The sequence below is a fragment of the Microbulbifer sp. YPW1 genome (genome assembly GCF_013367775.1).
In the GTDB taxonomy this organism is placed as follows: Bacteria; Pseudomonadota; Gammaproteobacteria; order Pseudomonadales; family Cellvibrionaceae; genus Microbulbifer.
The window spans coordinates 1,516,030-1,531,445 of record NZ_CP055157.1 but is presented as its reverse complement, the minus strand read 5'-3'; the positions used below and the strand labels follow the sequence as shown (position 1 = coordinate 1,531,445).

At 59.2% G+C, this 15,416-nt stretch carries 12 protein-coding genes; 3 read left to right on the top strand and 9 right to left on the bottom strand.

Going from position 1 to position 15,416, the window contains the following annotated elements; all coding sequences use genetic code 11:
- Positions 1–160 precede the first annotated feature (160 nt).
- Complete coding sequence (locus tag HUW35_RS06475; protein ID WP_181254786.1) at positions 161–2,359, top strand: TonB-dependent receptor domain-containing protein; 2,199 nt, start codon at positions 161–163, stop codon at positions 2,357–2,359.
- 76 nt (positions 2,360–2,435) lie between these two features.
- Here the strand turns inward: HUW35_RS06475 and HUW35_RS06470 are convergent, their stop codons facing one another.
- The 4 genes from HUW35_RS06470 to glyQ are packed head-to-tail and all read right to left on the bottom strand — an operon-like array spanning position 2,436 to position 7,362.
- A complete protein-coding gene (locus HUW35_RS06470) occupies positions 2,436–3,668 on the bottom strand; it encodes a class I SAM-dependent rRNA methyltransferase (protein WP_370464616.1) in 1,233 nt (410 codons plus the stop codon).
- 51 nt (positions 3,669–3,719) lie between these two features.
- Positions 3,720–4,268 carry a D-glycero-beta-D-manno-heptose 1,7-bisphosphate 7-phosphatase gene (gene gmhB, locus HUW35_RS06465; RefSeq protein ID WP_181254784.1) on the bottom strand — a complete coding sequence of 183 codons (549 nt, stop codon included), beginning with the start codon at positions 4,266–4,268 and terminating at the stop codon, positions 3,720–3,722.
- A gap of 11 nt (positions 4,269–4,279) precedes the next feature.
- A complete protein-coding gene (glyS, locus tag HUW35_RS06460) occupies positions 4,280–6,361 on the bottom strand; it encodes a glycine--tRNA ligase subunit beta (protein ID WP_181254783.1) in 2,082 nt (693 codons plus the stop codon).
- The gene (gene glyQ / locus HUW35_RS06455; protein WP_181254782.1) at positions 6,361–7,362 is read right to left on the bottom strand and encodes a glycine--tRNA ligase subunit alpha; all 1,002 of its coding nucleotides are present in this window, start codon (positions 7,360–7,362) and stop codon (positions 6,361–6,363) included. The genes glyS and glyQ overlap by 1 nt, the downstream gene beginning before the upstream one ends.
- Positions 7,363–7,547: 185 nt before the next feature.
- On the opposite strand from glyQ, the gene HUW35_RS06450 reads away from it, so the two are divergent.
- Positions 7,548–8,435 (top strand): lysophospholipid acyltransferase family protein, encoded by an 888-nt coding sequence (locus tag HUW35_RS06450; protein WP_181254781.1) that lies wholly within the window; start codon positions 7,548–7,550, stop codon positions 8,433–8,435.
- Between the two features lie 239 nt (positions 8,436–8,674).
- Complete coding sequence (locus HUW35_RS06445) at positions 8,675–9,316, top strand: CDP-alcohol phosphatidyltransferase family protein (protein ID WP_181254780.1); 642 nt, start codon at positions 8,675–8,677, stop codon at positions 9,314–9,316.
- Positions 9,317–9,319: 3 nt separating this feature from the next.
- On the opposite strand, the gene HUW35_RS06440 is transcribed toward HUW35_RS06445, so the two are convergent.
- The 5 genes from HUW35_RS06440 to def form a co-directional block, all read right to left on the bottom strand.
- Positions 9,320–10,771 carry a TrkH family potassium uptake protein gene (locus HUW35_RS06440; RefSeq protein WP_181254779.1) on the bottom strand — a complete coding sequence of 484 codons (1,452 nt, stop codon included), beginning with the start codon at positions 10,769–10,771 and terminating at the stop codon, positions 9,320–9,322.
- A gap of 17 nt (positions 10,772–10,788) precedes the next feature.
- Positions 10,789–12,174 (bottom strand): Trk system potassium transporter TrkA, encoded by a 1,386-nt coding sequence (trkA, locus tag HUW35_RS06435; RefSeq protein ID WP_181254778.1) that lies wholly within the window; start codon positions 12,172–12,174, stop codon positions 10,789–10,791.
- A 215-nt stretch (positions 12,175–12,389) separates the two neighbouring features.
- Positions 12,390–13,727 carry a 16S rRNA (cytosine(967)-C(5))-methyltransferase RsmB gene (gene rsmB / locus HUW35_RS06430; RefSeq protein WP_181254777.1) on the bottom strand — a complete coding sequence of 446 codons (1,338 nt, stop codon included), beginning with the start codon at positions 13,725–13,727 and terminating at the stop codon, positions 12,390–12,392.
- Entirely contained in the window at positions 13,720–14,688 is a 969-nt protein-coding gene (gene fmt, locus HUW35_RS06425) for a methionyl-tRNA formyltransferase (protein WP_181254776.1), read from the bottom strand. The genes rsmB and fmt overlap by 8 nt, the downstream gene beginning before the upstream one ends.
- 218 nt (positions 14,689–14,906) lie before the next feature.
- Entirely contained in the window at positions 14,907–15,413 is a 507-nt protein-coding gene (def, locus tag HUW35_RS06420; RefSeq protein ID WP_181254775.1) for a peptide deformylase, read from the bottom strand.
- Between the last annotated feature and the right edge of the window lie 3 nt (positions 15,414–15,416).

The window sequence follows — 15,416 nt, the reverse complement described above, 5'->3', positions numbered from 1 at the left end:
GATGTAACTGGTAATCCTAGGCTCGACGCAATAGCCCTCCAAACGGCACAGACGTACCTGAAAAAACCAACTACAGATCATGACACGATCTGTATAAAGAAATATAATCAATCTCATTAACAACCTCCATAACAACACTACCCGGACTAAGGAGAGCCTTGTGCGCCGTTTTGCACTGCACCCAATTTCCCTGTCTCTGGCCATAGCGATGACCAGCCCTGCGCTTGCGGCGCAAGAGAGCACAACCCAAAGTGCAGATACCCTGGAAACCGTATCCGTACTCGGGAATACCCAGACCCTGCACAAACTGCCGGGCTCCGCGCACCTGGTGAGCGCGGAAGAGCTCGAGAAATTCGAGTTTGTGGATATCAACCGCATGATGCGCAGCGTGCCGGGTGTCTATCTGCGCGAGGAAGACGGCTATGGCCTGCGTCCGAATATCGGTATCCGCGGTGCCGACGGCGGTCGCTCTAGCAAGATCTCACTGATGGAAGACGGCGTGCTGGTAGCTCCCGCTCCGTACTCTGCACCGGAAGCCTATTACTTCCCCACCGCTGGTCGCCTGAACAGTATCGAAGTCCTCAAGGGCCCGGGCACCCTGAAATACGGCCCCTTCACCGTCGGTGGTGCGGTCAACATGCTGAGCACCCCGATTCCCGAAGCCAGCGCCGGTAGCGTGCAGCTGGAAGCGGGTCAGTACGGTGAAAACCGCCTGCACACCTATTACGGCAGCAGTACCGAAACCACAGGCTGGCTGGTTGAAACCCACCAACAGCAGGCCGATGGCTTCCGCGATATCGACCGCGCCGACAGCGCCGACATTGCCAAGGAAGATTACCTGGTAAAAGGGCGCCTGAAGTCCGCCGAGGGCGCCGAATATGCCCAGCAACTGGATATCAAGCTGCAGTACTCCGAAGAGGAGTCCGGCATGAGTTATCTGGGCCTCACCGATGCGGACTTCGCCGCGGATCCCAACCGTCGCTACGGTATCAGTGCCCTGGATGAGATGCAGAACCGTCACAGTACCGTGCAGCTGAACCACAGCATTGCGCTCAGTGACAGCTTCAACGTAAACACCCAGGCTTACTACAACAAGTTCAAGCGCGACTGGTTCAAGACCAGCCTCGGTGGTTTGATCAATGACGCCAACGACGGCGACAGCGATGCCCAGGCGGTGCTCAACGGTACTCAGGATTACGACTTCGGTATCAAGCACAACAACCGCAATTACGTATCCCGCGGTGTACAGGTGAGCGCCGACTGGGCGCTGCAGACCGGCGATATTGCGCACGAGCTCGAATTCGGTGTGCGCCGCCACTGGGACGAGGTTGATCGCTTCCAGCCGGTGGAAAACTACAGCCAGGTGAACGGCACGCTGGTATTCAAGGAAGTGGTCGATCCAAGTTCCAGTAATAACCGCATCGAGGATGCGAGCGCCAAATCCCTGTTCATCTACGACCAGATACAGATGAGCGATGCCCTGGCCGTGACCGCCACCCTGCGATATGAGGACGTGAACACCGCACAGCAGCGCTACAACGACGTCGACCGTACCGAAAAGGGCAGCAGCAAATCCAACTCGGTGAGCGAGTGGCTGCCGGGCCTGGGCCTGACCTATCAGCTGAATGGCGACTGGACCCTGCTCGCTGGTGTTCACCGTGGCTTTGCGCCTCCCGGTGGCGGTTCCAGCGACGGCGAAGCCGGCGACCTCTCCACCAACTATGAGTGGGGCGCGCGTTTCACAGGCGGCACCCTGCGCGGTGAAGTGATCGCCTTCTTCAGTGATTACGAAAGCTCGGTGCAGAACTGCTCCGTGGCGGCTCCCTGTGCCAACGGTGCTGAGAGTGGTAACTATGCCCTGGGTGAATCCGAGATCCGTGGCCTGGAGGCCTCCCTGGGGTCGGAGTGGGTACTTGCTAACGGCTGGACCCTTCCGCTGACAGCGAGTTATACCTGGACCGACGCCGAAATCAGCAAGGACAGCGACGAATACCTGGAAAGCGACGGCCAAAGTGGCCTCGCAGCGGGCGACAACTTTGCCTATCTGCCTGAACAGGTATTTGCCCTGACTACCGGAATCGACAGTGGCGCCGCCTGGCGGGTCAACCTGACCGCGGCTTATCAGGATGAGATGTGTGTAAACAACAGTTGTAACCGCGCTGCGACCAGCCGTTCCGATTACACCGAATCCCTGTGGGTGCTGGATGCGGCCGCCCATTATGATTTCACCGACGACTTTGTTGGCTACCTGAAGATCGACAATCTGCTGGACAAGCAGGCCATTGTGAATCGCGCCCCGGACGGTGCCCGTGCCAACCGCCCGCGCACTGCCTCGGTCGGTATGACCTATCGCTTCTGATCGGTTTCCCCACCGCGCAAAAATAAAAAACCCGGCATTGCCGGGTTTTTTTTGTGCCTATATCAAACAGGCTTCTTTAAACGGTAACCGTCCCCGAGAGGTGTGCGAAATGCGCCTTCAGATAGCGGGTTTCCGGTATGGAGGGGTGTATCGGGTGGTCAGCGCCCTGGCCGCCGCTGCCAATAATACTGATGGACTTGTCCAGATGGCGACCCGCACCGCGCAGGATCTCCAGCAGCGTATCCGATTCCAGATGCATGGAGCAGGAAGCGCTCACCAGTAAGCCATTCTTTTCCAGCAGACGCAGTGCCAGCTCGTTGATGTGACGATAGGCGGCCTCACCGGATTTCTGGTCTTTGCGACGTTTGATAAATGCGGGCGGGTCCAGCACGATGGCATCGTAGCGCTCGCCGGCGGTAATCAGTTCCTTCATCGCATCCACGGCTTTGCCCTGGATGGTAATCAGGTCAGCCTGGCGATTGTTCAGTGCCGCATTCTCGTCGCACCAGTCCAGAGCCTGGCCAGAAGCATCCACACAGGTGACTTCCCGGGCGCCGTGAGCGAGTGCCTGCACACCCCAGCCGCCCGCATAGGAAAACAGGTCCAGCACGCGCTGACCCTTTACCCATTGATTCAAGCGCGCGCGATTCTCGCGGTGATCGTAGAACCAGCCGGTCTTCTGTCCCTCGTTTACCGGTGCCAGCAACGGCACACCGTTTTCCTCGAACGGCGCCATCTTTGGTACCTCGCCGTGGGCCACTTCACACAGGTCAGGCAACTCTTCCACCTTGCGCCCCTGGTGATCGTTGCGCAGCAAAATGCCTTTAGGGTTAACCAGCGTCACCAGCGCATCGACAATCTCCTGCACCAGGTTTTCCATGCCCCAGCTGCTGATCTGCACCACCAGATAATCGCCGAACCGATCCACCACCAATCCGGGCAGGCCATCGGAATCCCCGTACACCATCCGGTAACTGGGATGCGGGAAGTAGCGCTCGCGCATGGCGAGCGCACTTTCCAGGCGACGCTTCAGCATCTTGCCGGTAAACGGCCCTTTGCGGGAAACCAGTCGCGCGCAGATCAGCTGGTTGGGATTAACCAGCGCATAGCCGAGGCTCTTCTCCTTGCTGTCGAGAATCTCACACTGGCTGCCCGGCTCGAGACCTTTGAGCGGGCTGCGCGCTGTGTCCACTTCATTGCTGTAAATCCACAGGTGCCCGAGTTTGAGACGACGCTCGGCGCGGGGGTTAAGAATCAGTTGTTGCACGGTGGAACTCCGGAAAGAAAAGGGGGCGCCACCGGCGAATATGAAGTGCGCGCGATGACAGGAAACAAATCGAAAATGGAGAAAGCTGTAGATCTATTGCAGCACAAAGTCCGCAAATTGAGAGAGGTCTGCAAATACTGCGGTTGCGGCCAATCCGGGGTCCGGGTCTTCCAGCAGTGAAGCCAGGGTCTGCTCACCGCGTCCACTCTGTACCAGTGCGGGCTTACACCCTTTGGCGACAGCGCACTCCAGATCCTTGCGCTGGTCACCCACGAAATAACAGTCGTGCAGGCTGGTATCGAATTCCGCCTCGATGGCATCCAGCAGGCCGGTATTTGGTTTGCGGCAGCGACAGTGATCTGCATCGCTGTGTGGGCAGTAAAAAATTCCCGCCACTTCGCCGCCGGCATCCTCCACCAGTGCACGCAGTTTTGCGTGCATGGCTTCAAGGTCGTCGAGATCGAACAGCCCCAGGGCGAGGCCACTCTGATTGGTGGCGATCACCAACTGGTGGCCCGCCTGACTGAGGCGCGCCATGGCCTCGATACTCCCGGCGATAGGAGTCCATTCGTCGACACTGGTCACGTGGTCACCGGACTGGTGATTGATGACGCCGTCGCGGTCGAGAATGATGATGGCCATGGCGTTAGCTACTACTTCGCGGGGGCCAGCAGGGAGATATCCGCGGCTTCGAGGAACAGGGCGCGCAGCTGTGCCAGCAATGCCAGGCGATTGTTGCGCAGCTGTTCGTCTTCGGCCATTACCATCACACCATCGAAGAAGTTGTCCACGGTTTCGCGCAGGCCGGAGAGGCCGGCAAGACCTTCTTCAAAGCGCGCTTCGGCGTACAGCGGTGCAACCGCTTCCTCCGCATCGCGGATCGCCAGGTACAAGGCTTTTTCTGCATCTTCCTGCAGCAGCGCCTGGTCGACTTCGCTCGGCGTATCGCCATCGAGTTTCGCGAGAATATTGGATACCCGCTTGTTGGCGGCGGCGAGCGCTTCTGCCTCCGGCAGTTGACTGAAGCTGTGTACGGCCTTCACACGGTTGTCGATATCCAGCGGACGGGACAGCTTGCGCGCGGAAACCGCGAGGAAGACTTCCGCCTTGATACCGGCATCTTCGTAGCGGGCGCGGAAACGCTCGATCATGTACGCGAGTGTCTGGCCGACCACAGTGTCGTGTTCTGCCAGCGCGGTGCGCGGGTAGCCATCGCGGGCGAGGGTGAGCAGTTCGCGCAGATCCAGGTCGATATTCTTCTCCACCAGAATACGCAATACACCCAGGCTGGCGCGACGCAGTGCAAACGGATCGCGGGAACCACTGGGCGGCTGGCCGATACCGAAGATACCCACCAGGGTGTCGATACGATCGGCCAGGGCCACGATAGTGCCTGTTTCACTGACCGGCAGCTGGTCGCCGGCAAACTTCGGCATGTACTGCTCGTACATCGCTTTGGCCACGTCCAGCGGCTCGCCATCGTTCTCGGCGTAGTAGTAGCCGGCGATGCCCTGCATATCCGCGAACTCGAACACCATTTCGGTGACCAGGTCGGATTTGCACAGCTGCGCCGCGCGTTGCGCCAGTGCCGTATCGCCGCCAATTTTTTCCGCAATTGCAGCGGCGAGTTTTGCCAGGCGTTCGGTCTTGTCGTACACGGTCCCCAGCTTCTGCTGGAATACGATGGACTTGAGCTTTTCGCGACGCGCTTCGAGGCTGGTTTTCTTGTCGGTATCAAAGAAGAAGGCGGCATCAGACAGACGCGGGCGGATTACCCGCTCATTGCCCTCGATCACCTGCTTGGCATCGGTGCTTTCGATATTCGATACAGTGACAAAGAACGGCAGCAAGTTGCCGTCTTCATTCACCACGTGGAAATATTTCTGGTGCTCCTTCATGGAGGAGATCAGTGCTTCGGCGGGCACGTCCAGGAAGCGCTTTTCGAAGCGTCCGGTCAGTGCTACCGGCCACTCTACCAGCGCGGTTACTTCGTCCAGCAGATCGTTGTCGATCACGGCTTCGCCGTTGACGTTATTGGCCTCGGCCTGAACCTGTTCGCGAATCATTTCGCGGCGCTCGGCAAAATCGACCACGACGTAACCGGGGTCGCGCAGCTTCTGCACGTAATCTTTGGCGGAGACAACCGGCAATTCCTGGTTGCAGTGGAAGCGGTGTCCGCGCGTGGTGTTGCCGGACTTCAGGCCGAGGACTTCTGCATCTACAACTTCATTGCCCAGCAGCATCAGCAGCCAGTGCACCGGACGCACAAACTCCTCTTTGCGCGCGCCCCAGCGCATACGCTTGGGAATCGGCAGTTGCGCCAGGGAACCGGCCACAATATCACCCAGCAGGTTTTTGGTCGCTTCGCCTTTCTGCTCGCTGATAAATGCCAGGCGTTCGCCCTTGTCGGTCTGTACCCGTGCCAGCTCTTCAACGCTGACGCCGGCGCCGCGGGCAAAACCCTGTGCTGCTTTGGTGGGGTTGCCGTCCTTATCAAAGGCAGCGGCTACGGCCGGGCCGTGTTTCTCGACCTGCTTGTCCTGCTGCTGCTCTGCCAGATCACTGACCGCAACTGCGAGGCGGCGGGGGCTGGCGTACGCTTTGACTGCACCGAAATCCAGTTCGGCGTCTTTCAGGCCTTTTTCAATACCGTCGGCAAAGGCCTGCATCAGTGTATGCAGGGCTTTCGGGGGCAGCTCTTCGGTGCCCAGTTCAACCAGAAAATCCTGAGCCATTACTTCTTCTCCTTCTTCGCTTTGCCTTTGCTTTCGGCTTTTTCAGCCTGGGCCAGCACTTCGTTGCGAACCTTCTCATCGGCAAGCGGGAAACCGAGCGCCTTGCGCGCATCGAAATAGGCCTGAGCCACTGCGCGCGCCAGAGTGCGTACGCGCAGAATGAAACGCTGGCGCTCGGTGACGGAAATTGCGTGGCGCGCGTCCAGCAGGTTGAAGGCGTGGGAAGCTTTCATTACCTGCTCGTAGGCGGGCAGGGGCAGGCCGAGATCGATGAGTCGCTGGCTGTCGCGTTCGCAGTGGTCAAAGGTGGCGAACAGGAACTCCACATCGGCGTGTTCGAAATTGTAGTGGGACATCTCCACTTCATTCTGGTGGAAGACATCGCCGTAGGTGACCGGGGTGCCGTCCGCATTGCGGGTCCACACCAGGTCGTAGATGGATTCGACGCCCTGCAGGTACATGGCGATACGCTCAATACCGTAAGTGATCTCACCGGTGACCGGGTAGCACTCGATACCGCCGACCTGCTGGAAGTAGGTGAACTGGGTCACTTCCATACCGTTCAGCCACACCTCCCAGCCGAGGCCCCAGGCACCCAGGGTCGGGGATTCCCAGTTGTCCTCTACAAAGCGGATATCGTGCACCGCGGGATCAATCCCCAGTGCGCGCAGGCTGTCGAGGTACAAATCCTGGATATTGCTGGGGGAGGGCTTCATTACCACCTGGTACTGGTAGTAGTGCTGCAGACGGTTGGGGTTCTCACCGTAGCGACCGTCGGTGGGGCGGCGGCAGGGCTGCACATAGGCCGCATTCCAGGTTTCCGGGCCGATGGCGCGCAGGAAGGTGGCGGGATGAAAGGTGCCGGCGCCCACTTCCATATCCAGAGGCTGTAGAATGACGCACCCTTGGCGCGCCCAGTATTCTTGCAGGGTAAAAATCAGTCCCTGAAAGGTGCTCAGGTCCTGCGCGGGGGCAGAACTGCTGGTTTGTTGCTCGGACACCACAATCTCCGGTTTCAGCTGGGTGAAAAGACAAGGGGCGCAATTATAGCGGCAGCGGGTTGCACGCTAAACAGCGCACCGGGCATTGAAGGTAAATAGATGGCCAGAAAACGGCCAATCTGCTAAGAATTTGGAGCTCACAGTGAGTTTCCGGGGCAACAGCCCCACAGAGAAGGATGTAACGCTTGGATATCAAAGGGCAATTGGCTGCGGGCACCCTGAAACTGATTGGTAGCCTGCCGTTGAGCTGGTCGCGCCGGCTGGGCAAGTGGGCTGGATATGGCACCGTGTGGGCCCGCGGAGACGGGCTACGCGTGAGCCGTATCAATATCGCGCATTGCTACCCGGAAATGACCGCTGAAGAACGCGAAAAGCTGGCGCGCACCAGCGTCATCAGTACGGTAACCACCGGTTTCGAAATGGCGACCCTGTGGCGCAGGCCCTGGAGTCACGCCGAAGATCATATTGCGCGGGTGCGCAACCAGCAGCTGCTGACGGACGGGGTAGAAGAGGGTAAGGGAGTACTGGTACTCGCACCCCATATCGGCAACTGGGAAATTTTCGGTCAGTTTCTGGCCACCGTCGGTCCCACCACCAGCCTGTATGCGCCACCAAAAATCGAAGCACTGGACCCTGTCATCCGCGATGGCCGCGAGAAAACCGGCGCGAAGCTGGTGCCCACCAACGTGCGCGGCGTGCGCGCGCTGCTCAAAGCCCTGCGCGACGGCGGCATCGTCGGTGTCTTGCCGGACCAGGAACCGGACCTTTCCGGGGGGGACTTTGCCCCGTTTTTTGGCCATCCCACCCTCACCATGACCCTTGCCTACAACCTGATCCAGCGCACCGGCTGCAAGGTCGTATTCGGTTTTGCCAAACGCGTGTCAGATGGCTTTGAGCTGGTGCTGTTACCCGCGGAGCAGGCGATTTACAGCGAAGAAGTAAAAGTTTCGCTCGCGGCTCTCAATCGCGGTGTCGAATCCTGCATTGCTGAAGCGCCGGAACAGTATCAGTGGGAATACAAACGGTTCCGAAAAATTCCCGATGGGAAGAGCCGCATATACAAAAAACGCTGAGACGAAAGTAGCCGTAAAAGTTAAAAAATTATCGACCTTTGCAGTCAATTTCATGACTCGTGATCTTTAGGGTAGCTGCAGTCTTACTGCGCAGATCAGAGTCTTGGGCCACAGCTGGACCGGCGCCATAGGGCGCACCGACCAAAGGTACCGAGCACCGTGGCGGCCAATGCCACGGTTCGGTCGTGCCGCCAAATATCTATTAAGCTCATACGTACGTGGATTGATACCGACGTACCATGAGCCGAAGAAAGTACAAGATAAAACCTGCACCGGCTGGCGGAGTAAACTCTCCGTGGCGGCATTTGCCCAATGGGATTTCCCTGTTCAGGGTGATCCTGATACCGGTGATGTTCTGGTTGTCCCTGTCCGGCCACAACCTGATGGCGCTGATAGTGTTTTGCGTGGCAGCGTTGAGTGACTTGCTGGACGGCTGGTTGGCGCACAGGTTTCACTGGCATACCCATTTCGGCTCGCTGCTGGACCCGGTGGCAGACCGTCTTTTTATCCTGTGCCTGATTCCTCTGTTGTGGAGCTACGGATCGATCAGCGGGGTCTACACCACCCTGGTAATTGTCCGTTTCTCAATCCAGCTGAGTGTGGTGCCGGTGTTGTTCTGGTGGTTGAAGAAAGAGGTGATGATCGCGCCGGGATTGCTGTCCAAAGCGGCCATGGCGCTCGCATTTCTGGTGCTGGGGATGGGGTTTGCGGAACAGGTTGCCATCGAGTACTTTCCAGAGACATCCGGGGCGGAGAAGATTTTCGAGCAGACACTGGATGCGTTGACCCTGTTAGGGGCACTACTGGAAATCTGGGTGCTGGTGAGATTCGTTCCGCGCTACTGGCATATCATCCGCGGTGAGAAAGACCTGCTTGAATAAAATTCAGTGACGCCAGAACGCGGGTGTCAGCAGGACCAGCAGAGTGAAAATTTCCAGTCGTCCCATCAGCATCGCGAGAATCAGGAAGCACTTGGCCACTTCGTTGACCTCCCCGTAGTGCGCCGCGGCATCCCCCAGGGCGGGGCCGATATTGCTAAGGCAGGAGGCGACGGTGGAAAACGAGGTTACAAAGTCTTCGCCCGTCGCCATCACCACAATGGTGAGCAGGAAGAACGACAGGATATAAATCGCAAAAAATCCCCACACGGCATCGGTAACCCGCGCGGGGACGATTTTGCGGTTTACCTTGATTGGCACCACGGCATTGGGGTGTACCAGACGGTTCAATTCCCGCAGGCCGGATTTTACAATCAGCATTACCCGCACCGCCTTGATACCACCGGAAGTGGAACCCGCACAGGCGCCCATAATACCCAGCAATAAAAGAATATACGGCAGGAACGCCGGCCACAGGGCAAAGCTTTCCGAGCCGAAGCCGGCAGTAGTACCGATCGACACTACCTGAAAAGCACCGTGCAGCATGCTGCCGCGCATATCAAAAGTGCCGGACATGTACAGGTAGCCGATGATGATGGCACTGGCTCCAAGGGTAACCAGTACATAAAAGCGGAATTCAGAGTCTTTCCAATAGTGGTGCACGGTCCTGTTGCTGAGCGCGTAAAAGTGCAGGCCGAAGTTGATTGCCGCGGTCAGCATGAAAATGATGGCGATCGCCATGATCGCGTTGTTGTGGGCGTAAAACCCCATACTGGCGTCGTGGGTGGAGAAGCCCCCGTTGGCCACGGTGGAAAAGGCGTGGCCCACCGCGTCGAACACACTCATGCCGGCCCACCAGTAACCGATACCGCACAGAATCGTGAGCACGATATAAATCACGAACAGGGCGCGCGCCGTTTCTGCGATACGCGGGGTGAGCTTGGTGTCTTTGACCGGGCCGGGCATTTCCGCCTTGTACAGCTGCATCCCCCCGATACCCAGCATCGGCAAAATGGCGAGTGCGATGACAATTACCCCGATACCACCAAACCACTGTAACTGCTGGCGGTAATACAGTATCGCCGGGGGCAGGGTATCCAGCCCGACAATGGTGGTGGCGCCGGTGGTGGTGAGTCCGGAGATGGACTCGAAAATGGCGTTGACTATGGTCAGGTCCGGCTGGGTGGAAATAATCAGTGGCAGGGCACCGAAACTGCCGAGAATCAGCCAGAACAGGGAGGTCACCACGAAGCCGTCGCGGGTGCGCAGGTCCTGCTTGAGGTCGTGTACCGGCAGCCACATAAACAGGCCGGTGAGCAGGGTGATACCGAAGGCCACGGTAAACGCAACGTGAGTACCGTCTTCGTACCACAGGGATACGCCGATGGGGGGCAGCAGTGTAAGGCTGAACACCGTCAACAGTATGCCGAATACCCGCGCTATGACCGCAAATCGCATTTATTCGCTTCCCGCCGTCAGAAAAAGCTGAAGCCGACCTGGAACAGCTGTTCCACGTGGCGGGTGTGGCGGCGGTCGACCAGGAACACGATGACGTGATCGTCGGACTCGACAACGATATTGTCGTGGGCGATGAGTACCTGGCTCTCGCCATCCCGTTCGCGCACGATGGCACCGATCGCTGCACCTTCCGGCAGGTCGATATCTTCGATTTTTCTCCCGACAACCTTTGAAGTGCGTTTGTCGCCGTGGGCGATGACTTCAATGGCTTCGGCAGCGCCGCGGCGCAGCTGGTGCACATTGACCATGTCGCCGCGACGCACGTGGGTGAGCAGGCTGCCGATGGTGTTCTGCTGGGGAGAGATGGCGATGTCGATTTCGCCCCCCTGTACCAGGTCGACGTAGGCGCGGTTGTTGATCAGGCTCATTACCTTGCGGGTGCCGAGGCGTTTGGCCAGCAGGGACGACATGATGTTGGCTTCGTCGTCATTGGTGAGGGCGAGGAACACGTCAGTGTCCTCGATATTCTCTTCCAGCAGCAGGTCCTGGTCGGAGGCGCTGCCGTGGAGCACGATGCTGTTGCTGAGTTCTTCGGAGAGGAAGATACAGCGGTCGTGGTCCTGTTCGATGATTTTGACGGAGTATCGATTTTCCAGTTTGTGCGCAAGGCGCAGGCCAATATTGCCGCCCCCGGCAATGGTAATACGCTTGTAGCCCTGCTCGAGCCGGCGCAGTTCGCTCATCACGGCGCGGATGTCCTGCTTGGCGGCGATAAAGAAGACTTCGTCACCAGCCTCGATGACGGTGGAGCCCTGGGGAATGATGGGGCTGTTGCGCCGGTAGATGGCGGCGACCCGGGTATCCACCTTGGGCATGTGTTCGCGCAGGTAGCGCAACTGGTGGCCTACCAGTGGCCCGCCCTGTACGGCACGCACGGCGACGAGCTGCACGCGGCCGTCGGCAAAATCGAGGACCTGCAGGGCGCCGGGGTGTTCGATCAGTCGCGCGATGTATTCGGAGACAATCTGCTCGGGGCTGATGAGGACGTCGATAGGAATCGATTCGGTGGAGAACAGTTCCGGGTACTGGAGGTAGGCGGAGGCGCGCACGCGGGCGATTTTGGTGGTGACGCGGAACAGGGAGTGGGCGATCTGGCAGGCGGCCATGTTGGTTTCGTCGTTGTTGGTGACGGCTACCAAGATGTCGGCGTCTTCGATGCCGGCTTCCTGCAGGATGTCCGGGTGCGAGGCGTGGCCGGTGACCACGCCTATGTCAATGCGGTCGCGCAGTTCACGCAGGGTTTTCTCGTCGCTGTCCACCAGAACGATGTCGTTGCGTTCCGAGGCCAGGCTTTCTGCCAGGGATCCGCCGACCTGGCCGGCGCCGAGAATGATGATTTTCATAATTGGGTTTCGGGGCCTGTGTTATCTGGCCATTGTGCCACTCATTGCTCTTTGAGCAGGTAGGGTGGCGGCCGAGTACCGGGGGCGAGTTTTCAGGACCGCTGTGAATACATCCCTGTTGCCGACGCTCCTGAAAACTCGCCCCCGGCACTCGGCCTTAAATTTCTATATTTGTACTTCGTAAGCCGGAGAACAGTTCAGCGAATCTTCCAGGGTCAGCCCTCTGGAATCAGCTTTTCCAGCTTCGCGTAGTAAAACCCATCGCCTGCATGAATACCGGGCAACAGTTGCATACCGGCTTCCTGCGGCAGCCCCCAGGGCTGATCGTGCAGCAATTGCGGCGTATTGTCCCTCGCATCCGGTGTCTCCGCAACGAAGCGCGCCACCTGAGCGCTGTTTTCCTCTGGGAGTATGGAGCAAGTGGCGTAGAGCAGGGTGCCGCCGGGTTTGAGCAGCGGCCACATTGCACGCAGTATGCGGCCCTGTAATTCGGCCAATTCGGCAATGTCTTCGGGGCGTCGCAGTAGCTTGATATCCGGGTTGCGGCGGATGACGCCGGTGGCGGAGCAGGGGGCGTCGAGCAGGATGCGGTCGTATTGTTCACCGTCCCACCAGTGTTCCGGTTCGGCGGCGTCGGCGCAGATGATCTGCACGGCGATGCCGAGGCGTTCCATGTTCTCGATCACCCGGTCCAGGCGCTCTTCTTCTATATCCAGTGCGCTGAGGTCGAGGTCGGGTTGCAGTTCCATCAGGTGGCAGGTTTTGCCACCGGGGGCGGCACAGGCGTCGAGAATTTTTTCTCCTGCCTGCGGGTCGAGCAGTTGTGCTGCCAGTTGTGCGGACTGATCCTGCACACTGACCAGGCCCTCTTCAAAGCCGGGCAGCCGGGTTACAGCGACGGGGGTTTCCAGTACTAGTCCGGAATCTGCGAGCTCACAGGGTTGCGCGGGGATACCCGCCTGTTTCAGCTGCTCCAGGTAGTCGTCGCGGGTGGTCTGGGCGGCGTTCACCCGCAGGGTCATGGGTGGGTTTTCGTTGTTGGCGGTGAAGATGGTCCTGGCTTCACTGCCCCAGGCATTCTTGACCGCCTGCTGCAGCCACTCGGGATGTGCAGAGCTGAACTGGGGGTTGCCGGAGAGCTTGCGAGTGAGTGTTTCCTTATTGCGCAGGGCGTTGCGCAGTACACCGTTGACCACGCCAGTGGCGTGCCCGAGCTTGATCGCACGGGCGGCCTCGACGGTAGCGGCGATGGCGGCGTGATCTGGGATGCGGGTGTATTCGAGCTGGTACAGGCCCACCAGCATCAACGCTTCCAGTTCCTCATCCTTCACCGGCTTGCGCAGCAGCTTTTTCAGCATCAGTTCCAGACGCGGGGCGAAACGGGCGGTGCCGTAACAGAGCTCGCGCAGCAGCGCGCGGTCTTTTTCATCCACCTGTTTTTCCGCCCAGGGCAGCAGGCGTTGCAGGGAACCCCGATCCTGGTAAAGACGGGCAATCACCCGGGCGGCGAGGGCGCGGGCGTCTTTTAGGGTTTTGCTGGAAGAATCACTCATGGGTTTGGCCTAATTGGGTACCCGCGCTGAACAGTTCGCGGTAGCCCTTGAGGATCTCCGCAACCGGCAGGGCCTTCTTGCCCGGCAATTGTAGTTGAGTCAGGCGCAAGGCCTCGCGCCCGCAGGCCACCAGAATACCTTCATCATCGGCGCTCAGGATGGTGCCCGGTTGCTCGGTGTGGCAGCCCTGTTCGTGTTTGGCAGCGTAGATCCGCAGGCGCTGGGGTTTGCCCTTGCCGTCGAGATACTCGGTCCAGCACACCGGAAACGGGTTGAACGCCCGGATAAGCCGCGCCAGCTCCGCTGCGGGGCGCTGCCAGTCGATGCGGGCTTCCTCTTTGGAGATCTTGCCCGCGTAATTGGCCAGCGCGTCGTCCTGCACCTGCGGTTGTGCGGTGCCGCTCTCCAGTGCCTGGAGCGCTTCCAGCAGAGCAGGCCCGCCCAGGCCCGCAAGTTTGTCGTGCAGGCTACCGCCCGTTTCATTGGCAGTGATCGGCGTGCGCACCTCAACCAGCACCGGCCCGGTATCCAGTCCGGCCTCCATCTGCATGATGGCGACGCCGCTCTCCGCATCCCCGGCTTCCACAGCGCGCTGGATCGGCGCCGCGCCGCGCCAGCGTGGCAGCAGCGAGGCGTGCACATTCACACAGCCTAGGCGCGGGGTATCCAGCACAACCTGCGGCAGTATCAGGCCATAGGCCACCACCACCATCACATCGGCATTCAGCGCTTCCAGTTCCCGCTGCGCGTCTTCGTCGCGCAGGGAGAGCGGCTGGTAAACAGGGATATCGTGCTCAAGCGCCAGCTGTTTTACCGGACTCGCCAGCAGTTTCTTGCCTCGCCCGGCGGGGCGATCCGGCTGGCTGTAGACGGCGATTACCTTGTGTTCGCTGTCCAGAAGGGTTTGCAGGTGTACCGCGGCGAAGTCGGGGGTGCCGGCGAAGATGATGTTCAGGCTCATGAAGGGGTATCGGTTTTGGTCAGAAAAGAGAATTTGCTATGGAGCGCAAAAATACGATGCGAAGGCGCGGTGCCGGGTACCTGTTTTCAGAAGCGTCGGCGACAGGGACGTTGCCGACGCAGCGTACAGGGATGTATTCACAGCGGTTCTGAAAACAGGTACCCGGTGCCGCGCCGCCACTGCGCCTGCTTCGGGACCCAAAAGAACCGGCTTAAAGCTTAGGCTTTCTGTCGGTGGGCCTTTTCGAGCTTGGAACGAATACGATTGCGCTTTAGAGGCGAGATGTAATCCACAAACAGCTTGCCATCGAGATGGTCGATCTCGTGCTGGATACATACCGCCAGCAGCCCCTCGGCCTCCAGCGCGTAGGTCTCGCCGTTGCGATCCAGCGCCTTGAGGCGAATCTTGCGCGGGCGCTGCACCGTCTCGTAGAAACCGGGCACCGACAGGCAGCCCTCATCGTACTTGTGGATCTCCGGATCGAGCACCTCGACCTCGGGATTGATCATCACCAGCGGCTCGCTCTGATCTTCAGAAACATCAATCACCACAATGCGCTCGTGCACATTGATCTGAGTCGCCGCCAGCCCCACGCCGGGCGCGTCGTACATCGTTTCGAACATATCATCGACCAGCGTGCGGTGTGCGTCCGTTACCTCAGCAACGGGCTCTGCAACCTTGCGCAGACGGGGGTCGGGGAATTCCAGGATTTCCAGTTTGGCCATAAC

Excerpts from the sequence above, each read along its gene's own strand:
- gmhB (WP_181254784.1), bottom strand. The coding sequence starts at position 4,268 with ATGGCCATCATCATTCTCGACCGCGACGGCGTCATCAATCACCAGTCC.
- glyS (WP_181254783.1), bottom strand. The coding sequence starts at position 6,361 with ATGGCTCAGGATTTTCTGGTTGAACTGGGCACCGAAGAGCTGCCCCCG.
- HUW35_RS06445 (WP_181254780.1), top strand. The coding sequence starts at position 8,675 with ATGAGCCGAAGAAAGTACAAGATAAAACCTGCACCGGCTGGCGGAGTA.
- HUW35_RS06440 (WP_181254779.1), bottom strand. The coding sequence starts at position 10,771 with ATGCGATTTGCGGTCATAGCGCGGGTATTCGGCATACTGTTGACGGTG.
- trkA (WP_181254778.1), bottom strand. The coding sequence starts at position 12,174 with ATGAAAATCATCATTCTCGGCGCCGGCCAGGTCGGCGGATCCCTGGCA.
- rsmB (WP_181254777.1), bottom strand. The coding sequence starts at position 13,727 with ATGAGTGATTCTTCCAGCAAAACCCTAAAAGACGCCCGCGCCCTCGCC.
- fmt (WP_181254776.1), bottom strand. The coding sequence starts at position 14,688 with ATGAGCCTGAACATCATCTTCGCCGGCACCCCCGACTTCGCCGCGGTA.
- def (WP_181254775.1), bottom strand. The coding sequence starts at position 15,413 with ATGGCCAAACTGGAAATCCTGGAATTCCCCGACCCCCGTCTGCGCAAG.